The 22,719-nt window shown below is 63.8% G+C and carries 20 protein-coding genes and 1 tRNA gene; 10 read left to right on the top strand and 11 right to left on the bottom strand.

Annotated elements, in window-relative coordinates; genetic code table 11:
* The first annotated feature begins 28 nt into the window (after positions 1–28).
* Entirely contained in the window at positions 29–841 is an 813-nt protein-coding gene (locus M2333_RS08370) for a TauD/TfdA dioxygenase family protein (RefSeq protein WP_181559148.1), read from the top strand.
* Positions 841–2,157: a serine hydrolase domain-containing protein gene (locus M2333_RS08365; protein ID WP_264611452.1), complete on the top strand. Its 1,317-nt coding sequence runs from the start codon at positions 841–843 to the stop codon at positions 2,155–2,157. Before M2333_RS08370 ends, M2333_RS08365 begins: the two co-directional genes overlap by 1 nt.
* Here the strand turns inward: M2333_RS08365 and M2333_RS08360 are convergent.
* The 7 genes from M2333_RS08360 to M2333_RS08330 all read right to left on the bottom strand — a co-directional run bounded on the left by M2333_RS08360 (position 2,147) and on the right by M2333_RS08330 (position 11,401).
* The gene (locus M2333_RS08360) at positions 2,147–4,492 is read right to left on the bottom strand and encodes an acetamidase/formamidase family protein (protein WP_264611451.1); all 2,346 of its coding nucleotides are present in this window, start codon (positions 4,490–4,492) and stop codon (positions 2,147–2,149) included. The genes M2333_RS08365 and M2333_RS08360 overlap by 11 nt on opposite strands.
* Before the next feature lie 99 nt (positions 4,493–4,591).
* Positions 4,592–5,992 carry a peptidase M20 gene (locus M2333_RS08355; protein WP_264611450.1) on the bottom strand — a complete coding sequence of 467 codons (1,401 nt, stop codon included), beginning with the start codon at positions 5,990–5,992 and terminating at the stop codon, positions 4,592–4,594.
* Position 5,993: 1 nt separating this feature from the next.
* Complete coding sequence (locus tag M2333_RS08350) at positions 5,994–7,229, bottom strand: CynX/NimT family MFS transporter (protein WP_264574787.1); 1,236 nt, start codon at positions 7,227–7,229, stop codon at positions 5,994–5,996.
* Between the two features lie 104 nt (positions 7,230–7,333).
* A complete protein-coding gene (locus M2333_RS08345) occupies positions 7,334–8,623 on the bottom strand; it encodes an MFS transporter (protein ID WP_264611449.1) in 1,290 nt (429 codons plus the stop codon).
* Positions 8,620–9,276 carry a cysteine hydrolase family protein gene (locus M2333_RS08340; RefSeq protein ID WP_264611448.1) on the bottom strand — a complete coding sequence of 219 codons (657 nt, stop codon included), beginning with the start codon at positions 9,274–9,276 and terminating at the stop codon, positions 8,620–8,622. Before M2333_RS08340 ends, M2333_RS08345 begins: the two co-directional genes overlap by 4 nt.
* Positions 9,269–10,324, bottom strand: coding sequence for an LLM class flavin-dependent oxidoreductase (locus M2333_RS08335; protein ID WP_264569833.1), 1,056 nt, complete (start codon positions 10,322–10,324; stop codon positions 9,269–9,271). The genes M2333_RS08340 and M2333_RS08335 overlap by 8 nt, the downstream gene beginning before the upstream one ends.
* A 138-nt stretch (positions 10,325–10,462) precedes the next feature.
* Positions 10,463–11,401 (bottom strand): ribokinase, encoded by a 939-nt coding sequence (locus M2333_RS08330; RefSeq protein ID WP_264611447.1) that lies wholly within the window; start codon positions 11,399–11,401, stop codon positions 10,463–10,465.
* 168 nt (positions 11,402–11,569) lie between these two features.
* Here M2333_RS08330 and M2333_RS08325 point away from each other — a divergent pair, with 168 nt between their 5' ends.
* The 3 genes from M2333_RS08325 to M2333_RS08315 are packed head-to-tail and all read left to right on the top strand — an operon-like array spanning position 11,570 to position 13,696.
* Positions 11,570–12,424 carry an oxidoreductase gene (locus tag M2333_RS08325; RefSeq protein WP_264611446.1) on the top strand — a complete coding sequence of 285 codons (855 nt, stop codon included), beginning with the start codon at positions 11,570–11,572 and terminating at the stop codon, positions 12,422–12,424.
* Positions 12,417–13,076, top strand: a complete 660-nt coding sequence (locus M2333_RS08320) for a cysteine hydrolase family protein (RefSeq protein WP_264574792.1) — start codon at positions 12,417–12,419, stop codon at positions 13,074–13,076. The genes M2333_RS08325 and M2333_RS08320 overlap by 8 nt, the downstream gene beginning before the upstream one ends.
* Before the next feature lie 20 nt (positions 13,077–13,096).
* Positions 13,097–13,696, top strand: a complete 600-nt coding sequence (locus tag M2333_RS08315; protein WP_264611445.1) for a nitroreductase family protein — start codon at positions 13,097–13,099, stop codon at positions 13,694–13,696.
* Positions 13,697–13,778: 82 nt separating this feature from the next.
* Here the strand turns inward: M2333_RS08315 and M2333_RS08310 are convergent, their stop codons facing one another.
* Positions 13,779–14,864: a TauD/TfdA family dioxygenase gene (locus M2333_RS08310; RefSeq protein ID WP_264611444.1), complete on the bottom strand. Its 1,086-nt coding sequence runs from the start codon at positions 14,862–14,864 to the stop codon at positions 13,779–13,781.
* Positions 14,865–15,250: 386 nt separating this feature from the next.
* Here M2333_RS08310 and M2333_RS08305 point away from each other — a divergent pair, with 386 nt between their 5' ends.
* Positions 15,251–17,638, top strand: a complete 2,388-nt coding sequence (locus M2333_RS08305; protein ID WP_264584633.1) for a TonB-dependent receptor — start codon at positions 15,251–15,253, stop codon at positions 17,636–17,638.
* 250 nt (positions 17,639–17,888) lie between these two features.
* Here the strand turns inward: M2333_RS08305 and M2333_RS08300 are convergent, their stop codons facing one another.
* The gene (locus M2333_RS08300) at positions 17,889–18,620 is read right to left on the bottom strand and encodes an HD domain-containing protein (RefSeq protein WP_264611443.1); all 732 of its coding nucleotides are present in this window, start codon (positions 18,618–18,620) and stop codon (positions 17,889–17,891) included.
* A gap of 138 nt (positions 18,621–18,758) precedes the next feature.
* On the bottom strand, positions 18,759–19,256 hold the full coding sequence (locus tag M2333_RS08295) for an Lrp/AsnC family transcriptional regulator (RefSeq protein ID WP_264611442.1): 498 nt from the start codon (positions 19,254–19,256) through the stop codon (positions 18,759–18,761).
* 338 nt (positions 19,257–19,594) lie between these two features.
* On the opposite strand from M2333_RS08295, the gene M2333_RS08290 reads away from it, so the two are divergent.
* Both M2333_RS08290 and M2333_RS08285 read left to right on the top strand, forming a co-directional pair.
* Complete coding sequence (locus tag M2333_RS08290) at positions 19,595–19,801, top strand: cold-shock protein (RefSeq protein ID WP_181559162.1); 207 nt, start codon at positions 19,595–19,597, stop codon at positions 19,799–19,801.
* 168 nt (positions 19,802–19,969) lie between these two features.
* Complete coding sequence (locus M2333_RS08285; RefSeq protein WP_181559163.1) at positions 19,970–20,143, top strand: hypothetical protein; 174 nt, start codon at positions 19,970–19,972, stop codon at positions 20,141–20,143.
* A gap of 120 nt (positions 20,144–20,263) precedes the next feature.
* Here M2333_RS08285 and M2333_RS08280 read toward each other — a convergent pair.
* A tRNA-Pro gene (locus M2333_RS08280) sits at positions 20,264–20,340 on the bottom strand.
* A 194-nt stretch (positions 20,341–20,534) separates the two neighbouring features.
* On the opposite strand from M2333_RS08280, the gene thyA reads away from it, so the two are divergent.
* On the top strand, positions 20,535–21,515 hold the full coding sequence (gene thyA, locus M2333_RS08275; RefSeq protein ID WP_264611441.1) for a thymidylate synthase: 981 nt from the start codon (positions 20,535–20,537) through the stop codon (positions 21,513–21,515).
* Between the two features lie 11 nt (positions 21,516–21,526).
* Positions 21,527–22,714 (top strand): AI-2E family transporter, encoded by a 1,188-nt coding sequence (locus M2333_RS08270; RefSeq protein ID WP_413716483.1) that lies wholly within the window; start codon positions 21,527–21,529, stop codon positions 22,712–22,714.
* The last annotated feature ends 5 nt before the right edge of the window (positions 22,715–22,719 follow it).

Below are 22,719 nucleotides of genomic sequence, written 5' to 3'. Positions count from 1 at the left end.
GGTTACGTTCCAGTCGAGGTTGTTCGCCATGTCATATGATGTTCTTGATATCCGCCCCGTCACCCGGCGGATCGGTGCCGAAGTGTTCGGGGTCGATCTGAACGCCCCGCTCGGCAACAAGGTCGTCAGCGAGCTGCATGATGCGCTGATGGAACATCAGGTGCTGTTCTTCCGCGACCAGAATCTGGAGCATGACAATCACAAGCGCCTCGGCCGCTATTTCGGCGAGCTGGCGCTGCACAGCGGTGTGTCCGGCCTTGCCGAGCATCCCGAAATCGTAGCGATCCATGCGGATGCGAACAGCAAGTTCATCGCCGGCGAGGACTGGCATTCGGACCTGAGCGAAGATGCCGAACCGCCGATGGGCAGCATTCTGTACATGCACACCGTGCCCCCCACGGGCGGCGATACGCTGTGGTCGAGCATGTATGCCGCCTACGACGCGCTGTCGCCGGCCATGCAGGCCTTTCTGGAACCGCTCACGGCGGTCCATGATTCCAACCACATCTATCGCGAGCTGTTCCCGGATGTGGACAAGGTTTACCCGCGCAACACGCACCCTGTCGTCCGCACCCACCCGGTGACCAAGCGCAAATGCCTGTTCATCAGCAAGTCGAAGACGATCAAGATCAACGGCCTCTCGGCGGAGGAAGGCGATGCGGTGCTGCGCTTCCTCACCGAGCATGTGAAGAACCCGAATTTCCAGGTCCGCTTCCGCTGGCAGCCGCATTCGGTCGCCTTCTGGGACAATCGCTGCACGCAGCATTTTGCGACCTGGGATTATTTCCCGGAAACGCGCTCGGGCTATCGGGTGACGATCGCAGGCGACCGGCCGTACTGATGCGGGCCGCCGCCCGACTGGCGGCTGGCGCGCTGGCCTGTCTCTGGCTGACGGCCACGCCGCTCGTGGCCAACGCCGGTGCTACAGCAGAGGCCGTCGTGCCGACCGATGCACTGGCCGCCCTGCGTGCGGGGCTGCAAGCCATGGTCGAGGCGCGAGAGCTGCCCAATGCGCAGGCCGTGATCGTCAAGGACGGCCGGGAGCGGCTTCGCGTTTCGATCGGTAAGCTGGACCTCGAAGCCGACCGCGCACTGCCCGTCGATGCGATCTTCCGGCTCTATTCGATGACCAAGCCGATCACGAGCGTCGCGGTGATGATGCTGGTGGAAGAAGGCAAGATCGCCATCGATGCGCCGCTCAGCCGCTACATGCCGGAATTCGCAAATCTGCGGGTCTACAAGAGCGGCAGCCTCGATGCGATGGTGACCGAGCCGCTGAACCGCCCGGTGACCGTCGGCGATCTGCTGACCCATAGCAGCGGGGTAACTTACAATTTCACCGGCAACGGCCCGGTGCAGCAATATTATCGCCGCCATGGGGTGATGCGCGCTGGCGGGGTCGGGCAGAATGCTGATGATGCGCCGCCAGCGAGAACGATGGACGAGCTGATCGCGCGCCTCGCCAAGGCCCCGCTGCTGCATCAGCCCGGCGCGCGCTTCTCTTATGGCAATTCCACCGGCATTCTGGGCGCGCTGATCGAGCGGGTCACGGGGCAGGGCCTCGATGCGTTCTTGCAAGCCCGCATTTTCGATCCGCTCGAGATGACGGACACGCGCTTCGTGATGGACGATGCGCGCGCCACACGGCTCGTCACCAATTATGCGGCGGTGGACGGCGGCCTGCAGGCTATCGAGCCGGCGGCGACGTCCGAATATCGCGACCCCGCCCGGCCGTTCGACGGCGGCGGGGCGCTGGCCGGCACACTGCATGATTATCTGAACTTCGCGCAGATGCTCGCCAATCGGGGGACTTGGCAGGGCAAGCGCCTGCTGCGGCCCGAGACAGTGGACCAGATGTTCCAGCCCCGGCTGGAGACTGGCGGGCAGCCGCACGAGAATGTCCTGTTCGGCTATGGCCTGGGCCTCGGCGATGCGGTCAGCGAGCAGCGCGGCGGGATGCCGGCCGGCGCCGGCGGCTGGTCGGGCTCTGCCAACAGCTATTTCTTCGTCCATCCCGGCCGAAATCTGGTCGCCATCGTCATGACCAATGTGCTGGTCGGCCCGGCCTTCGTGGATCGCACGATCAGATTGCGGGGCCTCGTCGATCAGGCAGCGCAGGCCGTGCTTGCCGAGCAGGAGCCAGCGATCAGGCGGTGAACAGTTCTTTGCGAATGATCGCGTGGACGCCCCAATTGCCGTTGGCCACCTGCGAGATGCCGAAATCCACCCCGACCGACAGAAGCGAGATGGTTTCGTCTTCCGAGAGATCCTTGGTGGTCATCAGGAACCGCCGCGCCTTGCGGAACGCGTCGCGCATGGCGGCATCGATGGACGCGCGCTTGTAGACTTCGCTCTGCGCGTCCTCGCCCAGTTCCTTCAGATAATCCGGGTGGCTGAAGCCCATGATGACCCATTCGGTCTCGGTCTCGATCATAGGATAATCGAGGTCGCGCAGCTTGCCGGTCAGCTCGCCGGCGGGGTGGCGGATCACCTGAATGAGCGCGGTCATCGAGCATTCGATGGCGGTGCCGCATAGTTCGGAATCGCCCTGCGAGGCATGTGGGTCGCCGAGCGAAAGCAGTCCGCCCGAGACCTGCACGGGCAGGAACACGCTCGATCCGGGGCCGGTCCGCCAATTGTCCATATTGCCGCCAAAGGCGCTGGGCGGAATGGTATCGACCGGCTCGGCATGGGCCGGCGCCAGCGCGATGACGCCGAAATGCGGGCGGATCGGGATTTCGACATTCTGGAGGATGTCGTAATTGCGCTCGATCGTCTCGGGATCGACCGGCACGCCCGGATAATCATAACGCTCGTGGACGGTGCCCGAGGGGTCGGTCTGCGGTGTCCAGTGATAGGAGTAGACCGCATGCGCGGTCGGTCGCCGTTCGCCGCCGGATTCAACCTCGTAGATGGTGATCACTTCGCGGTTCTTAGGCTCGGTGAGCAGATCGTTATAGTGGAAGCCCCAGAAGGTTGCGGCATTGCTGCCGAAGGACTTGCCCTGAAAGCGCGGATTGCCGCTCCGACGCGGCTCCAGGCTGAGGATGCGTACTTCGATGATGTCGCCCGGCTCCGCGCCCTGAATGGCGATCGGCCCGGTGCAGATGTGCACGCCAAAGCCCTCGCCGGGGCCGCGCCCGAACTCGCTGGCGCTCATCGGGCCAGCACCGCGCCGCTCGATAGCCCGGCCTGTCTCGTCCCAGCGATAGACGCTCTCCGCGCCATGATCGCCCTCGACCATGCGCTCGGGATCGTCATTGGCGTGGTGGGTCAGTGTCTCCACCGTCACGAAGTCGCCTGAGCGCACCATCAGCGCCGGTTTGATCGCCGAGCTGAAATAGCCCCAATGGACCGTGCGCGGGCTGACCGGCAGATGATGATGCCGCACCGTGCCTTCATCGCCAATCGCCGGGATGACATTGGCCTCGACGCCGTCTGCGTCCGCCTCGCCGATCTCCAACTCCTCGACCGGCGCGACGGCGGCTTCGTCGCTGACCGCCCGCTTGGCGGTCGAACGGCCGCGCCGCAGCGTGTCGGGGCCATGATCGGCCTCGTCCACGGCCGGCATCTTGCGATAGTCGCGCGGGGAAATGCCATATTGCTCGCGGAAGGCGCGGCTGAACGAGGCGGAATCGTTGAAACCCCATTGGAACAGGATGTCCGAGATCGATTTCTGAACATGAAGCGGGCTGCGCAGGTCGAGCCGGCAGCGCTCCAGCCGCCGCACCTTTACATAATGGCCAAAGCTGTCGTCGATGGATTCGAACAGCTTCTGCAAATAGCGCGGTGAAATGCCATGTTCGGCCGCAACCTGCTGGTAATTCAGATTGGGGTCCGAGAGGCGCATCTCGATGGTCTGGAAGATCCGCTCCAGCAGCGCGGCGCGCATGCCCGCTGCGCCACCGAGCGCGCGGGCGGGCGCGTCGTTGAGCAGGCTGGCCAGCAGAAACTCGGGGAGGGCCAGTTCGACCGGGCGCAGTTCCTCGTCCGTCACGTCATTGCCCATGTCCGCCAGCGAGCGCAGCACGGTCGAGAGCAGGCGGGCAGGGCCGCTGTCGGCGGAGAGGTGCCGGGGCTTTTCGGGCAGCAGGGCCTTGAGGCGCTGATCGAGCGCGCGCGGCGGAATCTTGAGCAACAGCACCCGGTGATCGCCGGTGAACTGCAGCGACATCGGCATTTCGCTGCGCGCGCAGACCATATGACCATCATCGAGGGTGAAGCTGGTGGTGGCATTGCGCGCGGCGCTTGGCGCATCGAGCGTTACAGCCAGCCAGAAGCAGCCCGGCTCATCGCGAAAATCAACAGTATATTCCTGAGCGGTGGCCAGCAGGCGGACGAACACGATGCCGTTGCTGCTGGTGAACTGGATGAGCTCGCCGTAGAGCGTGGCCTCGTCGGCCGCTTCCAGCGTGATCGAAACGCGCTTGAGCGCAAAGCTCCATGCGCTGAGTCGCTGCTCCTTGGGGTAGGCATTTGTAGTCGAGCGCAACGGCGGTTCTCTATGTTTTGGTGCGCCTCTCCCGGGTCTTTATGCCCGCCAAGATGCGCGCCTGAGAGAGCCCGGTCAATCCATCACGCGGCGGCTGTTTCAGAATGGGTCATCCCTGCCCCCGTAAACAGATGAAATCGCGGCAGAATTCGGTGCATGCTCGGAGCGTCCGCACACCGCCAACATGGTCAGCGCGTAGATGAGGGCGCTGGAGTGCAGATCCTCGGGCGTCGGGCGCCAGCGTGGCATGCCAGTGGTGATGGCGGGAATGCCCTGCATGTTGAACACATTATGGTCGCGCCACATACTGGAATAGACCGGATGCGCGCGCTCCACTGGCGCCTGCCGAACGAGGCGCGTAGCGGCATCCACCGCGCCGGCGAGTGGCGCGACTTCGTCCGCGTCGGCAACGAAACCGTGGCGGACGACCATTGGCTCGACATCGAAGCTGTCGAGATCAAGTGTGCGCATGGCCGCGACGATCTGATGATAAGCCTGCGCGGACTTTTGCCCGGGTGCGAGGCACACTTCCACATAGACGGCGCACACCTCGGTGCCGGCGCCATAGTCGGTCGGCGCGCCAGCACGCACGGACGCGATCTGCGTCTTGGGGAGGGAGAGGCCGCCAGCCGTCTCGAACACGCCCTGGGCTTCCCACTGCCGGCCCCACTGGTGCAGCGCGTCGATCACCGGGCCGAGCTTATAGATGGGATTGAGGTGCTGGGCGACGATCTCGGGCGTTTCCAGGATCGGCGTGAACATGCCGGTGCCGAAGATGCGCACGCGGAAGAGGGCATAGCCGCAGCCCTGCCAGGTCAGGCCGAAATCCGTGCCTTCGGCGGCAATGGCATAATCGGGCGCGACGCCGCCATGGTGGAACAGATAATGCGCACCGATATCCTTGCCGAGATAGTCGATGCCGGAGAATTCCTCGATCGGCTCGGGGCCGATCTCGCCGGGGCAGGCGGTAAGCCAGGTCTTGCCGGCCAGGCCGATGCCTGCTTTCTTGAGCGCCTTGGCTGCCATCAGGAAACAGGCCATCGGCCCGCGATCGTTGGAGATGGGGAAGCCGCGCAGGCGCCCATCCTCATCGAGCCAGCACTGGGTCCATTCCGGGTCGCGCATCGTCGTTTCGCGATAGCGGAACTTGTCCTGCGAGAGGTCGCCGCTCGGGCTTTCCGTATCGAGATGGGCGGTGAAGAGCAGGTTGGCGCCCGTACCCAAGCCGCCATATTCGCCGATGATGTTGGGTCGCTCAGGTGTGGCGCCGGCGCGGCGGGGCTGGAAGCCTTCGCGATCCATCCAGTCATAGACATATTGCGCGGCGGCCGCTTCCTCACGCGAGCGGCTCGGAATGTTGCCGAGTTCAAGGGCGAGCGCGACCAGCTCATCGGAATCGATGGCGGCGGCGAGCGCGTCCTTCTCGGCTTCGGTCACCTGATAGGGGGCCGTGGCCGGGTTGGCGAACATCGGAGCGGGTTTGGGCTGGGCGTGGGTCATGTCATGCTGCCAAGGCGGGCTCGGCATCCTCCGCTGTATCCTGTTGGGGGAGCTCCGGGGTGCGGAGCAAGAGCAGGGCTCCGACGAAGATGAAGCCGAGCAGGGCGCAGCCGAGGAAGACAAGCGAGAACCCGCCCGTTTCGTCGCGAATGACGCCGCCCAGCGCCGGACCGATGGCGGCAGCGGTGGAGATCAGGCTCATCGTGGAATAGAGCTCCAGATTGGCGCGCTTGCCGAACAGGTTGAGCATCAGCATCGCAGTGCTGACATAGCTGAAGCCGAAGCCGACACCCAGGCCGATCACCGCCAGCGAGACGACGAACAGATTGCCGCCGATCATCAGCGCCAGCACACCAAGCGAGGTGGAGGTGATGGAGAGCAAGGTGAGTTCGCGCGCGCCGATCTTTTCGCCCGCCATGCCGGCGATCATCGATCCGGCGGCGCTGACGAGGGCAATGCCGCTCATCACGGTGGCGGCCGCGCCCATGGTCAGGCCGGTCTCGGTCAGATGCTTTACCGCAAAGCCGTGGACGGTGGTGTTGATCAGCAGGAATGAGGTGTAGACGCCGACCACGATGTAATATTGCGCGGTGCGCATCGCGGCCCGTGCCGTCCAGCCGTCCGTGGCCATGGCTTTCCGGGGCTTGGGCGCAACCTCGGCATCACCGGGCCGGTCGCTGGTAACGAGGGCAGCGAACATCGAGAGCAGCACGGCAGCAATGGCGGCGGTCCACCAGTAATGGCGCCACTCGCCGGTGATCGCCTGCGTGGAAAACGCGATCAGCGGCCCGACAACGGCGCCCATGCCGCCGGCGGTGAAGTACACGCCCATGGCGGTCGAGCGCTTCTCGAAGGAGTGGGAAATGACGTTCACGCCGCCCGTGGTCCCGCACATGGAGAAGCCGACGCCAGCGAACGCCGTGCCGATGAAATAGACCATCGCCGTTTTGGTGACGGCCAGGCAGGTGAAGCCGATGAGGAGAAGCGCGCCGCCGATCATCATCGTGCGGGAAACGCCGAGGCGCCGGATCGAGATAGCGGGTGCAAGGCTGGACAAGCCGCAGGCCACGCCCAGGAAGGTGAAGCCAAGGCCGGCGACGGCCCAGGGCCAGCCCATCTCCTCGACCATATAGGGGAGCACGACGCCAAGCCCGTTGAAGGTGAAGGCGTTCAGCATGAAAAACAGCAGGCAGAACGCCGTCAGCGCCAGGTATTTTTTCCGTCCTTCATAGGTCATGCAGCGACTCGCCTATCTGGAGTAAGTGCCTGGAAGATGCCGGTTTGGGTGTGCCGGTGTCTTGACGTGGGGCGTCCTCTCGCTTGGCGAGCCGCCGTCCCGTCTCATTCGGCGGGAGCAGACGATCCGGTGCTGGCGGCGTAGGGCGGAAGCAGAAAAAGCAGCAGGCTGCCAATGGCCATCACGCCGACGGCGACGACCACCGCAGCGCGGTAATGGCCGATCATGTCGTAGCTCAGGTCCATCAGCACCGGCGTGATGCCCTGCGCGCCGATGACAGCCGAATACATGACGCCGATGATGACGCCAAAGCTGCGCAGCCCGAAATATTGGGCGATGAAGTAAGGCAGCGCGCCGAACTGGGCGCCGAGCGCAATGCCAAGGCACAGGCCGGCAACGGGCAGAAGGGCGCCGAAGGGCGAAAATTCGAGCAGCAGCAGGCCGAGAATGGCCAGCGCATACATCGGCACGACCACGCGCGGGCCACGGCTCTTGTCGAGCACGCGCCCGGTGAAGATCTGCCAGAGCGAGCCAGTGAGCGCGAAGATGCTGACGATGGCGGTGCCGGTGCCAAGGCCATAGCCGCGATCCGCCAGAATGGGCACGACATGGCTCAGCACCGCGATCATGGTGCCGCCACCGGCCGCGATGGCGATGAGCATCAACCAGAATGGTGCGGTGCTGATCGCCTGACGCAAGGTCATGCCATCCACGATGGGGGAGGCTGTCTCCGATGGGTTGCTCGGCGCTGCCGGGCGCGGTGCATCGCGCAGCAGGAAGAAAAAGATCGGAAAGCCGACGCAAAGGATCAGTGCGCCAATCCCCAGATAGCCCGCGCGCCAGCCGGCTGTGGAGACGATCAGCGCGGTCATGATCGGCACGCAGACCGAACCAATGCCGTTGCCGAGCCCCGCGCTCACGCCAAGCGCGGTGCCCCGATTGGTGTCGAACCATTCCGCCACCAGGCGCGAGAAGACAGAGGTAGCGGGCAGCGAGCCGAACAGGCTGATCGCCAGAAAGTTGAGGTAGAACAGCATGAGGTTGCCGTTCGTGAGCGCAAGGCAGGCGACCGAAGCGGCGAACAGCACATTGCCCAACAGCACCATGTTGCGGGTGCCATGCCGATCGGCATAGCGACCGGCGAGCGGATAGATGCAGGCGCTCACGACGGCGAGGATCGCCAGCACCATCGAAATGCTGGACCGCGCCCAGCCGAATTCCTGAGAGAGGGGCACGAGGAAGGTGCCGAAAACCGCATGAACCGTTGCGGTCTTGCCGAGCGCATTGCCTGCCGTGGCGGCGATCAGCACGCCGGTCCTGCTTTTGTTCAGTGCGGGCGCTTCGCTGAGAGGGCCGTTCGCGGCGTCGAGGGCGATCGCCGGCTGCGCGGTCATTGCGCCCAGGCCGTTTTGGCGGCTTGCGTGGTGACCATGAGGGCGCAGTTCTTGCTGAGCACCTTGAGCGTCGCTTCATGCAGGCCAGGCTCATAGGCGGCAGTGGCGTCCGACACGACGAATACATTGAAATTGCGGTGGAAGGCCGAGCGGGCCGCGGCGTCAACGCAGCAGTCGGTGCTCAGTCCCGTAATCAGCAACGTGTCGATGCCGCGCTCGTTGAGCTGGGCTTCAAAGTCGGTGCCGTGGAAGCAATCGTAGAGAACCTTCTCGACCTCGATATCGCCCGGCTCGGGCAAGAGCCGATAATAGTCAGCACCATAGCCCTTGCGACAGATGACCTGTCCGCCGGGTTCGCCGCGACGCGTGTAGAAGGTCTTGAGCGCCTCGGAATCGGTTTCGGGCGTCGTCACCACCCGCACGAAGGCGAGCGTGACGCCAGCGGCACGCGCCGCGGCGACCAGCTCCTCGGCCTTGTCGATGGCAGCATGGGGTGCGGAGAGATCCACCCCATGCTGCCCGAGCAGGCCCTCGGGGGCGGCCCAGTCGTTCTGGATATCCACCAGCACGAGCGCGGTGCGCTCGGGCGCGATCATCCCCGCCAGATCGCTGGCGGCGACGTGGGGAATGTCCACGAGCGCCGCGTCAGGCATGGACCGGAACCTTGCCGGGGAAGCGCTCGCGCAGCACCGGGAGGACACGCTCGCCGAAGATCGGGATGTCCTTCATGTAATCCGGGAAGATCAGCATCAGCCCGTCCGTGCCGGAAACCTCGAACAGTTCGGTGAGCTTCTCGACCACCGTCTCGGGCGTGCCGATGACATGGGGGGTCATGAAGCCGGCCCGGCTCTTGCGGGTGAAGTCGTTTTCCTTGCCGATCTCGCTGTCGAGGAAGCCATAAGCGCGCATCATGCCGTGCAACGCGCCTTCGTCGAAGCCGTCGCGGATCGATTGCGCAAAGGCTTCCGCTTCCGCATCGGTCTCGCCGAATACGGGCGTCATCATCGAATAGGTGCGGATCGGCTTGCCGATGTCGGCAGCGACAGCCTTGGCCTTCTCGCTGGCGGTCTTGAGTTCTTCCGGTGTCCCGCCGGAAAGGAAGATCGCATCCACCTCGTCAGCCGAAAAGCGCATGCCCTTGCCGGAGGTGCCGGCGCAGACGAGGAAGGGGCGGGTGGAGGGCGTCGGCAGCGAGCGGCAATCCTCCAGCGAGAAATATTTGCCTTCTTTCGTGACGGTTTCGCCGGTCCACAGCGCCTTGATCGCCTGGATCCATTCGTAAGCGAGGTCGTAGCGCTCATCATGGTTCACATCGTCGCGCCACGCGCCCATCTGCGCGAACTCATCCTTGTAGGAGCCGGTGACGATGTTGAGGCCGGCTCGTCCACCGCTGATCTGATCAAGCGTGGCAACCATCTTGGCGACGACGCCCGGATTTTGCAGCAGCGTGTGCACGGTGCCCCACACCTTCACGCGGCTGGTCGCTTCCGCCACGCCGGCAATGGTGAGGTAGGAATCGAGCTGATAGTCCCAATGCTCGGTCTCGCCGCCGAAGCCGCGATACTTGGCCATCGCCATCGCGAAATCCAGCCCGTGCTTTTCCGTCAGCACCGCCGCATCGCGGCAGTAGCTGTAGGACGCATCGATGTGCGGCTTGTTTTTCGAGAGGATCCATCCGCCGTTGGCGATGGGAAGGAACACGCCCAAATCCTTTCCTCCTGTGTCGGAGGGCAACCCGAAGGGCGTCGGCGTAATCTCGCTCATAATCTCAATCCCGTGACCTTATTGGCACGCCCACCTTATCGCGCCGACCGATCCGTTCTTGATCATTCGCGCATATTATATTGGTCGGCCCTCGTTCGGATGGGCGGCGATGAAGGCTTCCACGTCGCTCCGCAGTGGCATGGCGGGCACGGCGCCGGGCTTTTGCGTGCACAGGGCGGCCGCGGCATTGGCGAAGATCAGCAGAGCCTCGTCCGTTGGTCGAGCGTCGCCGGCGCGATCGAGCATGGCGCACAGCGCGCCGACAAAGCAGTCGCCAGCGCCCACGGCGTCGCGCGGCACGACCGGGAAGGCCGGAACATGCACAGCGCTGCCCGCTCTCACCGCCACCGCGCCGGATGCGCCGAGCGTGACGATGACGAGCTGATCGTCCCGGCTGATCAACGTTCGCGCGGCCAGCGCGGCTTGCGGCGTCGCTCGCTCTTCATGCTGGCCGAGATAGACGGCCAGCTCATGCTGGTTGACGATCAGCACGTCCGTCGAGGCGAACAGGCGTTTGGCTTCCAGAACCGCAGGGGCCGCATTGAGGACCCGCACCGCCTGCTTTCCCGGTGAGGCTGCGAAGAACGCCGCGACGGCTTCGACTGGTACTTCCAGCTGAGCCACGCGGATATCGGCGTCTGCCACGGTATCGACCATGGCGGGCGCCAAGGCGGCGTTGGCGCCGGACGCCACGATGATCTGATTCTCGCCGGACGTGTCGACGGTGATGTAGGCTGTGCCGGTCGCCGCTCCTTCGACGGCGACCACTGCGAGGGTGTCGACTCCAGCGGCGGAGAGCTGCTCAGTCATCCAGACGCCGGATTCGTCTTCGCCGACCGCACCGATCATGCGCGTCTGCGCCCCTGCGCGCGCTGCGGCGACGGCCTGATTCGCGCCCTTGCCGCCGGGCAGGCGCTCGGACTGCAAGGCAAGCACCGTTTCGCCGGGCCGGGGGAGGGCATCCACGGACTGGATCAGGTCCACATTGATCGATCCTGCTACCACCACCGCCATGCCGGCCTCCTTCTGAACTGCCTCGCTCCCAACCATGATCGGCGCCGCGTCACAATGCGCCGCGCGCCGGCGTGCGCTCCCTGACAACAATTGCGGTCTGCCTTGCAAAGCGCTGCGCCGCCACGGGCGTACACAGGGCGCAGCAACTCTCAACAAGGTAGATGACGCATGGTGAACTGGCTGATCACAGGTATTGGCGGCGGTCTCGGCGAAGCGCTGGCCCAGGCCGCGCTCGACCGGGGCGACCAGGTTTTCGGCACGTCGCGCAGTGTCGAGGCGTGCGCCCGTTTCGCGGCGCTGGCGCCGGGGCGCTCCTTTGCGCACGGCCTCGATTTCGGCGACCCGGCCGCGCCGGCCGCGCTCGTGGCGCTCGCAGAGGAGACCATGGGCAGTGTCGACCGGCTGGTGAACAATGCCGGATACGGGCTGATCGGTGCCGTCGAGGAAATCACGCTGGATGACGCGCGCGCGCTGTTCGACATCAACCTCTTCGGTGCGATTGCGATGATCCAGTCGGTGCTGCCGGCGATGCGCGCACGGAAGGCGGGGCATATCGTCAACATCACCTCCGTCAGTGGCCTGGCGCCCTGGGCGGGTACGTCCATCTACGGGGCGAGCAAATATGCGCTGGAGTGCATCGGGCAGACGCTGGCGCAGGAGGTCGCGCCGCTCGGCATCAAGGTCACCAATGTCGCCCCGGGTGGCCTGCGAACCAATTTCGCGGGCGGATCGCTGCGTCTCGCTGACCGGATGATCGCCGACTATGAAGGCTCGGCCCATTTCGCCCGCCAGTCGCTCAAGGAAGGCGTCGGCAAGGAGAAGGGCGATCCGATCCGCGCCGCTGCCGCAATCCTCGCCGCGCTGGACGCCCCACAACCGCCCATGCACCTGTTGTTGGGTGAGGATGCGCTGCATTATGCCGAAGGGCAGACCGATCTGCTGCGCGCAGAGATGGAGCGTTGGAAGGACTATTCCCTCTCCATCGCCTACCCGGCCGAGGAGATGGCAAGCGCCGATGCATGACAGCCGCCTGCCGGCATGGGCCATCGAGCGCGGGCGCTATCTGAACAGCTTTTCGGCGATCGTGCCGGGGAGGACTGCGTTGGTCGTGATCGACATGCAGACGGCGTTCCTGGCGCCAGGCGCGGTGTTCGGCAATCCGTACGGGATGGACATCATCCCGGCGGTCAACCAGCTCGCCATAGCGATGCGGGCCGCCGGCTGCCCGATCCTCTGGACCCGGCAGAGTGTCTCGGACGATCCCCCGCTCGCCATGGCGCCCTGGCAATATGATCGGGCCGATCCTCATGTGCAGGCCGCCATGGAGGCCCTGACGCCCGGGCACCCGGCGCATGGCCTGCATCCGGCTATGGCGGTGGAGACGGGCGATGTGGTGCTCGACAAATATCGCTATAGCGCTTTCGCCTGCCCGGCTGGCCAGCTTGAGGCGCAGCTGCGCGAGCGGGGCATCGAGATGCTGGTCATCGCCGGAACGCTGACCAATGTTTGCTGTGAAAGTACCGCGCGCGATGCCTATATGCGCGGCTACAAGGTCATTGCCGCGCTGGACGCGATGGCCGCGGTGACGGATGAGGAGCACAACGCAGCGCTGCTCAACCTGCGCCTCAATTTCGCGGACGTGCGCGAGAGCACGTCCATCATCAACATGCTGTAAAGCAAGGAAGACGATGACATATGGCTGAAGCAGGCGCGAGGACGACCCACCACGAGATCGATGACATCTTCACCCGCCGCTGGTCTCCGCGCGCCTTTGATGGCAGCGCGGTGGCGGAAAGCGAGTTGCTGCGGTTGTTCGAAGCCGCGCGCTGGGCGCCGTCGGCGTTCAACGCGCAGCCCTGGCGGTTCCTGTACGCCGTGCGCGACGGGGCGGACTGGACGCGGTTCCTCGATCTGCTGATTCCGTTCAACCGAAGCTGGGCGGAAAGCGCCGGCGCGCTGATCATCATCCTCTCCGACACGCAGATGCGAAATCCGGACGGCACGCCGAAATCCACCTCGCACAGCCATTCCTTCGATGCCGGCGCGGCATGGGGCATGCTCGCTGTGCAGGCTACGCTCAGCGGGCTTTACACGCACGGCATGACCGGGGTCGACTTCGACAAGGTTCGCACTGAACTGAGCGTGCCGGAAGACTTCCGCATCGAGGCGGCCATCGCGGTGGGGCGCATTGGCGATGCGTCGACTTTGCCCGAAGGCCTGCGCGAGCGCGAGCAGCCCTCTGACCGCAAGCCCGTGACCGACTTCGCCTTTGCAGGGGGCTTCCCCGCGGCTTGATCGGCTCCGTCTATCGGCAATGAAAAACCCCGGAAAGCAGCGCTTTCCGGGGTTTTTCATGTTTGCGGGAGAAGCAGGCAGGTCAGGACAGCAGCCGGGGGACGGAAATCGCGCCGACGGTGAATCGTGCGTCCGGATGCTCCTCGCCGCCGTCGCGCGGCTTCTCGCGGTGCTGCACGACGCCGTTCTTGCCGAAATTCTCGACCACAGGCCGTCCCGAATCCCGGTGCAGCCACAGGCGAAGCAGGTGGCGGCGGCGCTGCGGTTCAGGGAAATCGTTGAACGATGTGCGCGCGTGCAGCGCGGCGTAGTTGGAGAGCCACTGGATGTCGCCGGGGCGGAAATCCATCTCGATGGCCATACCCGGCTCATAGGTGATGTCGTCGAACAGCTTGAGCACTTCGATCTGCTCGGGCGTCAGGCGCGGTGCTTCGGGATAATCCTGCGCGGTAAGGATATAGAGCGACCCGGCGTACATGCTGAACACGCCCTCTTCCATGCTGATAATGGGCGAGGTGTAGGTGTTCGCCGGGGCATTATGGTCCTGCCGCCGCCAGTCCCAATGGAACGGCTCGAGCAGCAGGGGCGCCAGGTCGGGCCGGCGGGCGAGGATCTCGTTGTAGATCTGCGCGCCCGAGACGAGACAGGATGCGCCGCCTTCCTTGGCTGGGCGCAGGCACATCAGCGCCACGATATCCGAGCTGTCCGAGTGGTAGACGAGCTTGTCCCGCACCTTGGAGGAGAGGGCGGTGGGATCGTCCATGGTCTTGTCGGAGGTCGCATAGACATGGTCGATCAGGTCGCCCATTTCGTTCTGGCGGATGGGGTCGCCCATGTGCAGGCCCAGAATGTAGTAGATCGCCGCCGAGAGCGCGTCCGAATAGAGATGGGTGCGCAGGCCGCGCACCAGCACGAAGCCCCGGCCGTAATCGACATCGCGACCCCATTCCGCAGCAGCGTCGGCGCAGGCGACCAGCGGATAATCCTGCTTAGAGACGAAGCGCAGGTCAGGATTGGCCTCTACAAACCGGGTGCCCAGCGTTTCCAGTTCGGCAACCTGATCCTCCGAGAGCCGGTAGATCCAATCCTGAGACTGGGACAGCATATCGCCGCGCCAGGCGGCGTCGGTCCGTACCGGTTCCAGGGCTATGGTGGTCGTCGTGGACATGGTCAGCGCGGCTCCTCTTGCAAGGCCATTATCGTCGTCTGGGTCTGATCCTGCCTGACTAAAGCGTCCCTTTCTTCCCGTCTTGGCAGCACATGCAAAATTAGTGTCCGGTGCGCGAATCAAACGTGCGCCTGGGCGCATCGCGGTCATTCGCGCCGACCAGCCGGTGGTGATGCTTCTTATATAGGGCGCGCAGGTCGAGCGCCCGCCCGGGCTGTGTTGCAATGCAGCATGGCGCATTTGCATCAACAAGTTCTGCGCCCCGCCTCAAGATTAAGTTCCCCAAAACTGGCTCAATGCAGGCTCAGCGGCACTCAGGGAAAACCGGGGCCGGAACAATCGTCGGAGAGGAGCCGCGAGGTCAGGCCGAGAAGGGGACCGCGACAATGAGCGACAGACTGGGAAAGACATACGGATATTTCATGGCGGGTGCGGCGATGGCCGCGTTGATGACCAGCGCGGGTTTCGCGCAGGAAGCGCCTGCGGACAGCGCGAGCGCACATGATGGTGACGAGATCGTCATCACCGCCTCCAAGGTGGATGTAAGCCTGCAGCGCGCCAACCTCTCGGTGTCCGCCGTGACGGCAGAGACGCTGAGCATGGCCAACGTCACGGACGTGACCGGCCTGAACGGCTCGGTACCCGGGCTTGTGGTCGCCAAGAGCGGCGGCGCCGAGCGCATCATCACCATCCGCGGCATCGGATCGGAAACGCCAGAGAACACCAACACGCAGCCTGGCGTCTCTTACCATGTCGATGGCGTCTACATCTTCAACTCCATCGCCGCCAATGCGGCGTTTATCGACGTGGCCCAGGTCGAGGTGCTGCGCGGCCCGCAGGGCACGACCTTCGGTCAGGGCTCGACGGGCGGCACGATCAACGTCGTGTCCCGCCAGCCTGTGCTGGGCGAATCCAGCGCGAACGGCGAGATCGGTATCGGCAACTACAATATGCTGAAGATGAACGCCGGCGTGAACGTGCCGCTGGGCGATACGCTCGCCCTGCGCGTCGCCGGGCAGCACCAGAAGCATGACGGTTATGCCGTGGCGACCGATGTCGTGGGCTTCGGCCAATATGAACTGGATGACGCCAATGAGACCGGCTGGAAGGCGGCCCTGCTCTGGGAGCCGACTGACAGCATCTCCGTCAGCCTGAACACCATTCAGTACCGCAGCAATACCCATGGCACGGCGCAGAAGAACGTGTTCGATCCTGAGCCCGATCCACGGCGCCTCACGCAGGATTATCCCGGTCGGTCGGTGGTGAACACAGAGCTTTACTACGGTGTGGTTGCTTTCGATGCCGGCTTCGCGACGGTGAAGTCGATCACCAGCTACCAGAAGGTCCACAGCGAGCAGAGCTGGGATGCGGACGGCCTGACGGCCGACCTCTTCGAGGCACTGACCTACAGCCCGCTTACCTTCGGCGGCACCCGCTACGACCACGTGGCCATGTGGGAGAGCAACACCAAGAGCTGGACGCAGGAGTTCAACATCTCCTCCACGCACGAGGGGCCGTTCCAGTGGATCGCTGGTGCGGTGTATCTGCAGTCGACCAACGACCAGTATATTCTCGAATATCGCGGCAGTGACGACAATCTCGTTCCGCCCGTCCTGCCGGTTACCACACCCTATAACGACCCGCTGGTCGGCAATCTCACTTATGCGGAGCTCTCGTCGATCAAGCGTGAAGCTTGGGCGGCCTATGTGCAGGGCACATACGACTTCTCATCGCAGTTCAGCCTCACGGCAGGCATCCGTTACAACAGCGACAAATATAGCGGTCAGGGAGCCAGCAACAGCGACACCGCAAGCTACACGTCCGGCGCCTTTCTCCAGCCGACCCCCACGGACGGCCTGAGCACGACGGAATGGACAGGCAAGGTGGCGCTGGACTTCAAGATCACGCCGGAAAATCTGCTCTACGCCAGCTTCACCCGTGGCTTCAAACCGGGCGGCATCAACAGTTCGGCTGCAGGAGGCAACAGCTCCTCGTCGCTGGGCTTTGCGACCGGCATTCAACCGACCTACAAGCCCGAGACGGTGAATTCGTTCGAGATCGGTTCCAAGAACCGCTTCTTCAACAATGCGCTGACCTTCAACGCCTCCGCTTTCTATTATGACTACAGCAACATGCAGTTCCTCGACGAGGATGCGATCCTGTATGGCGAAGGCACGGCCAACGCCCCCGGCGCGCATATCTACGGCCTGGAGCTGGAAGGGGCCTGGGCGGTCACCAGCAAGCTGAAGATCGACGGCTCCGCCTCGTTCCTGCGCGGCAAGTTCGACGAGGATTATCTCGCGCTCGATCCGGTGAAGGCCGACGAAGCGCAGACGGCGGCGGGCTATCCCGACTGGCTGTTCTGGAGCAACTTCTACCCCGCCGTGCTGGCGCGTGAAGCGGCTCGCGAGAATATCAACGGCAACCGGGTGCCCAAGCTGCCCAAGTTCCAGGGCTCGATCGCGGTCACCTACACCGATCAGCTCGGGGCCGGCGAACTCACGGCGCGGGCGCAATATCTCTATCGCGGCCAGTTCTTCTATCGTGTGTTCAACGACGATTTCTACGACAAGACGCCGTCCTACGACACGGTCAACCTGTTCGTGAAATATGCGCTGGACGATGCGCCGGTTTACTTCAGCGCTTCGGTTACCAATGTGTTCGATACAACGGGCGTGAACTCGCGCTTCTCCGACCCTTATGGCAGCTCGCAAGGGTTCGAGACGTACATCGCGCCTCGGCAGGCGATCTTCTCGGTCGGCTTCAACTTCTGATCACCACTGGCACTGCCTTATAAGGGCAGGCTGACACGGCGGCGCTCTTCCTCTCGGGGAAGGGCGCCGCTCCTGTTTGGCGGTGTGTGGTCGTGCCCTCCGTTCGTCCTGAGTAGCTGCTGAGCCTGTCGAAGCAGCGTATCGAAGGCCTGCTCCGTGCGCTGCGATGCTTCGATACGGCTCTTCGATACGCGCCTGCGGCGCACCTCAGACCCTACTCAGCATGAACGGTGGGCGCTCTCTGCACCGATCATAGGAAGTTATTCGGCCAGATCATCGTGCGCCACATGTGCGCGGTGGGTGAGCGATCGAAGCCCAGGCCTTCTTCTGGCTCCCGGAAGTGCCGCCCGATGATGTCGGTAAACTCTTCGGGATCGACCGGCGGAGACTGGTCGAAGAAGTAATAATCGTAGATCGTGACCAGCCGCGAGCTCATGTACCATTTGTGGTTGCGGGCATATTCGGCATCGCGCTGGATATATTCGGGCGGAACATAGTCCGGCCCGAAGAAGCGATCATAGCTCTCCGGATATTCATATCCCACCGCCTCATCCGCGAAATAGCGGAGCGGCTGGTGATATTGCACAGCCCAGGCGATCTCTTCGGAGACATAAGGCGCAATCATCTGCGCGCCCCAATAGCCGTGGTCGGCGCGCACGAAGCAACCATTGGAGATGTCGTGCAGCAGGCAGGCAATGACGATCTTCTCTTCCTGCCCATCGTCCAGCGCGCGCTTGGCGCTGGTCAGCAGATGGCGGATGGCAATATCGTTGAAGCGATATTTGAAGAAATCCATCAGCTTGGGCTGTTTCGGCATGCGCGGCAGCGCGGGGTTGTCGCCCATCATGAAGACGTGATTCTCGTCCATCTGCCGGATGAGGTCTGGCTCCGGGTCGGGCATGCCGGTGCCGATCCTGCCCACCGGGGCAGGCACGATCATGCGGGTGCGGCCTTCCTGGGGCCAGGGATGGTCATCGCACATCTGGTCTCTCCATATTCAATCGCGGTAGCGCTCATAAGGAACGATTATCACCTTCATGCGGGCATGAATGACCTTAATGCACCGAAATTTGCAAACTACTGGGTGAATGTGGACGGCACCGGCGCCAAGCGCGGTCGATTACGCCGCATTGAGCGGCAGCTTCGTGCTGTCCTTGACGACGTCCAGAGCAAAGGTGGTGCGCATGTCGCGGACGCCCGGCAGTTTGAGGAGCACGCGCTGGGCCAGTTCGGCATAGGCCTCCATATCCGGCGCCACCACCTTCAACAGGAAATCGAACTGCCCGGCCGTAATGACGCAACTCACGATCGCCGGCTCGTTCAGCACGGCCTCCTTGAACTGTTCGATGATGGAGGAGCCAGAGGAGCCCTTGGCAGCGCCGCTGGGCGTCTGGGGCACTTTCACCTCTACATAGGCAAGGATGCCAAGGCCCACCCGCTTGCGATCGACGATCGCTGTATAGCCGGTGATGATGCCCTCTTCCTCCAGCCGCCGCACATGGCGCAGGCACGGGCTGGGCGACATGCCGACGCGCTCGGCGAGGGCCAGATTGGTGATGCGGCCGTCCTGCTGCAGTTCGTGGAGAAGCTTCAGGTCGGTGCGGGAAAGATCCGTCATGCGCTGGTGCCGTTCGCTCGCGATGATGAGTGGTCGCCCCGACCTATCATCGCTTCGCTGGCGTGAACATGGCTGGCATGAGGTGGCCGCGCTCGATTGGCAAAGTCGAATTGGCGCTCCGCGCGGTTTGAACGGAAATATGACGATAAAATAGACAAAGTTATCAAACAAAAATGCCAAAATATTGACATTTCGGGCAATCGGTACCATCTAATATCCGCTAACGTCGCACCTCGACGGATTTTGATGCCATTGCAGCGGATTCTTCCTTTGATACTTCGGCCAGCGCCACCGGGACGCGCGTTTCGGTGGGTTTCTTATGTAAAAGGAATGATCCCATGCCCATTGGCACAGTCAAATTCTTCAACGCCGACAAAGGTTATGGTTTTATCGCACCCGACGATGGCGGTGAAGACAGCTTCGTCCATATCAGCGCGGTCGAGCAGGCCGGCATGCACACGCTGGACAAGAACCAGCGCGTGAAGTTCGAGATCACGACCGACCAGCGCGGTCGGGCCTCGGCAACGCAGCTCGAAGAAGCCTGAGCAGCACGCTCGCCCCTGGCTGGCTCGTCCGGTCGGGGGTGTGCCTCGCAAGGATTTCTCGCAAGGATTTCTGGGCGGGGCAGGGGAGACGGTAAAACGCCAATCTTCCCATCAGAGTTCACGCTGGGGCCGCCGCGGCCCCCGCGCACAGCCGGCAAGGAGCGTGCAATGTCAGCGACCAGTGATTTCTATCTCGCCCGCGCGGCGGAAAGTGCCGATGCTGCCAGCAAGGCCGATCTGGCCAATGTCCGCGAGCGCTGCCTGCGCGCAGAGGCCGCCTGGCAGCAGATGGCCGACCGTCTTATCGAGATCGAGCGCAAGAAGCGTCAGGCCGCCGCTTAAGCGGATCGGACTTGTCTATCAAAACGGCGTGGCTTGCGGGTCACGCCGTTTTTCGTGCTGATTTTCGCGATGTGATTGTGTCCGCCGCCCGATTAATCTCAGGCCGACGGCGAAATTAAATGGTCGGGGAGAGAGGATTCGAACCTCCGGCCCCTGCCTCCCGAAGACAGTGCTCTACCAGGCTGAGCTACTCCCCGACCGGGCCGACGCTTGAAGCGCCGGCAAGACAGGCGCTGCCCTATAGTCAGGGGTTGGCGTGCTGGCAAGCGCTGCATCGAGAAATCGTCAAACAGCGCGGTAACCCTTGGCTGCGGGATCGTTTGGTCGCGCTTATCAGGGTGGCAGATGGCATGTGCTGGCGCTCGCGCGGCGGCGCGGTTAAGCTCGATCCATGCTTTCATCTGCCTCCCTCGCCGAGTCTGCGCCGCCAACAAGCGCTTCGCCCCATTATGAGCAGCAATATCTCGATCTGATGCGGCATATCTGGAACGCGGGCGATGAACGGGTGGACCGCACCGGCGTGGGCACGCGGTCGATTTTCGGGGCGACCATGCGATTCTCGCTCGCCGGTGACGCCGTGCCTCTGCTGACGACCAAGCGCGTCTACTGGAAGGTCGCCGCGCGGGAGATGCTGTGGTTTCTCTCGGGGGACACCAGCATCCGCCCTCTGGTGGCACAGGGCGTCCATATCTGGACCGACTGGCCGCTGGATCGCTACCGGCGCGAAACCGGCGACATGATCTCCATGGAGGATTTCGAGGCGCGCATTCTGGCAGATGATGACTTCGCGCAGGCGTGGGGCAATCTGGGCCCGGTCTACGGCCGGCAGTGGGTCAACTGGCCGCATTATGAATTGGCTCCCGAGGCCGGGGAGGGGCTTTATCGCCGGGCGGCGACGGGTCACAACCAGATCGCGACGCTTGTCGATGCCATCCGCAACAATCCCGGCTCGCGCAGGCTGCTCTTCACTGGCTGGAATGTCGATGAGTTGGGGGGCATGGCCCTGCCGCCCTGCCACATGACTTATCAGTTCCATGTCTCGAACGGGCGGCTCAACGGGCTTTTGTTCCAGCGCAGCTGCGACCTGGGGCTCGGCTTTTCCTTCAACATCTTCGGACTGGCGCTGCTGACGAGGATGCTGGCGCTGCAGTGCGATCTGGAGGCCGGCGAGATCGTCTGGCAGGGCGGGGACGTCCATCTCTATCTCAATCACGCCGATCTGGTCGAAGAGCAGCTTTCCCGGACGCCGTCCGGCTCGCCCAAGCTGAAAATCCTGCGCAGACCGGATACGATCTTCGCGCATCGTATCGAGGACTTCGTCGTCGAGGACTATGCGCCGCAACGCGGCATCGCTGCCCCGGTCGCGGTTTAAGGGGCTTGTCGGTGCCGCTGGACGAGCAAAATCTGCCTGCAGAGCAAGGCGCGGGCGATCAGCCCTCGGCCGAGCGCTTTGACCGCAGTACCTGGGAGCGCAACCGGCTCGTTGCCTCGATCGCGTTGTTCGCGGGGCTGGGCGTGTTGCTGGCCCTGCCGTTCGTGCTTCGGGCTGGTGGTGCTTTCTTTCTTCCCCTCACGGTCGCGCTGGTGATCGCGATCTGCCTCGTGCCCTTCCTCGAGTGGCTCGAGCGGCGGCGCATCCCGTCGCCGCTGGCTGCGCTGATCGCGCTCGTGTCCTTCCTGTTCGCTGTGAATGCCGCGCTGGTGCTCATCGTGGTGCCGGCGGTCGACTGGATCGCGCAGCTTCCCGAGCGGATCGGCCAGATCAAGACGACGCTGGAGCCGGTCATCCGCCTCTATACCGAGGCGCAGGGTTTCATTGACGGCCTGCTCAAGCTGGTCACGGAAACCCGCAGGGCGCCGACGGTGCCCGGCGAGGTGCCGCGCCCCGGCTCGCTACTGGACATGCTGACCACCGCCGCGCCGAGCGTCGTCATCAATGTCGTGTTCGGGCTGCTGGTGATCTTCTTCTTCCTCTCGGGCTGGACGCGCATGCGCCGGCGGACGATTCAGGGGCGGGGCAGCTTCTCGGGCGCGCTGACCATTGCCCGGGTGATCCAGAACGTCGTTGATGCCACGTCGCGCTACGTGCTCACCATCGCGCTCATCAACGTGCTGCTCGGCTTCACCGTCGCCATCGCGCTCAGCCTGTTCGGGATGCCCACGCCGTTCATGTGGGGCGGATTCGTCGCGCTGCTCAACTTCATTCCCTATTTCGGCCCCTTCGTGGCGGCGATCCTGCTGGCGATGGGCGGGCTGATGACCTTTTCCACGGTCGGCTGGGCGCTGATGCCGGCGGTCATCATGACCGGGCTGCATCTTATCGAGGCGAATGTCGTGACGCCGCTGGTGCTCGGCGAGCGCCTCAAGCTCAGTCCGCTGATGATTCTCGTCTCGCTGAGCTTCTGGACGTGGGTCTGGGGCACGGCAGGCGCCCTGCTGGCGGTGCCGCTGTTGATCATCATCCAGACGGTGCTGGCGGCAGCCGGTAAGCCGGATATCGCCGGTTTCCTATTCGAGTCCGGAACGCTCACCAGCGTGCCATCGGACCCGCAGGAAGAATATCGCAATTGATCGCG

The organism is Sphingobium sp. B11D3B, from assembly GCF_025961735.1.
Classification (GTDB): domain Bacteria; phylum Pseudomonadota; class Alphaproteobacteria; order Sphingomonadales; family Sphingomonadaceae; genus Sphingobium.
Note: the sequence above shows the minus strand (reverse complement) of the source record. Positions and strands in the feature narration are given on the sequence as shown.

What these genes read in the sequence shown, in the direction of transcription:
- M2333_RS08370 (WP_181559148.1), top strand. Translation starts at nt 29, where the DNA reads ATGTCATATGATGTTCTTGATATCCGCCCCGTCACCCGGCGGATCGGT.
- M2333_RS08365 (WP_264611452.1), top strand. Translation starts at nt 841, where the DNA reads ATGCGGGCCGCCGCCCGACTGGCGGCTGGCGCGCTGGCCTGTCTCTGG.
- M2333_RS08355 (WP_264611450.1), bottom strand. Translation starts at nt 5,992, where the DNA reads ATGACCCACGCCCAGCCCAAACCCGCTCCGATGTTCGCCAACCCGGCC.
- M2333_RS08350 (WP_264574787.1), bottom strand. Translation starts at nt 7,229, where the DNA reads ATGACCTATGAAGGACGGAAAAAATACCTGGCGCTGACGGCGTTCTGC.
- M2333_RS08345 (WP_264611449.1), bottom strand. Translation starts at nt 8,623, where the DNA reads ATGACCGCGCAGCCGGCGATCGCCCTCGACGCCGCGAACGGCCCTCTC.
- M2333_RS08340 (WP_264611448.1), bottom strand. Translation starts at nt 9,276, where the DNA reads ATGCCTGACGCGGCGCTCGTGGACATTCCCCACGTCGCCGCCAGCGAT.
- M2333_RS08330 (WP_264611447.1), bottom strand. Translation starts at nt 11,401, where the DNA reads ATGGCGGTGGTGGTAGCAGGATCGATCAATGTGGACCTGATCCAGTCC.
- M2333_RS08325 (WP_264611446.1), top strand. Translation starts at nt 11,570, where the DNA reads ATGGTGAACTGGCTGATCACAGGTATTGGCGGCGGTCTCGGCGAAGCG.
- M2333_RS08320 (WP_264574792.1), top strand. Translation starts at nt 12,417, where the DNA reads ATGCATGACAGCCGCCTGCCGGCATGGGCCATCGAGCGCGGGCGCTAT.
- M2333_RS08315 (WP_264611445.1), top strand. Translation starts at nt 13,097, where the DNA reads ATGGCTGAAGCAGGCGCGAGGACGACCCACCACGAGATCGATGACATC.
- M2333_RS08310 (WP_264611444.1), bottom strand. Translation starts at nt 14,864, where the DNA reads ATGTCCACGACGACCACCATAGCCCTGGAACCGGTACGGACCGACGCC.
- M2333_RS08305 (WP_264584633.1), top strand. Translation starts at nt 15,251, where the DNA reads ATGAGCGACAGACTGGGAAAGACATACGGATATTTCATGGCGGGTGCG.
- M2333_RS08300 (WP_264611443.1), bottom strand. Translation starts at nt 18,620, where the DNA reads ATGTGCGATGACCATCCCTGGCCCCAGGAAGGCCGCACCCGCATGATC.
- M2333_RS08295 (WP_264611442.1), bottom strand. Translation starts at nt 19,256, where the DNA reads ATGACGGATCTTTCCCGCACCGACCTGAAGCTTCTCCACGAACTGCAG.
- M2333_RS08290 (WP_181559162.1), top strand. Translation starts at nt 19,595, where the DNA reads ATGCCCATTGGCACAGTCAAATTCTTCAACGCCGACAAAGGTTATGGT.
- M2333_RS08285 (WP_181559163.1), top strand. Translation starts at nt 19,970, where the DNA reads ATGTCAGCGACCAGTGATTTCTATCTCGCCCGCGCGGCGGAAAGTGCC.
- thyA (WP_264611441.1), top strand. Translation starts at nt 20,535, where the DNA reads ATGCTTTCATCTGCCTCCCTCGCCGAGTCTGCGCCGCCAACAAGCGCT.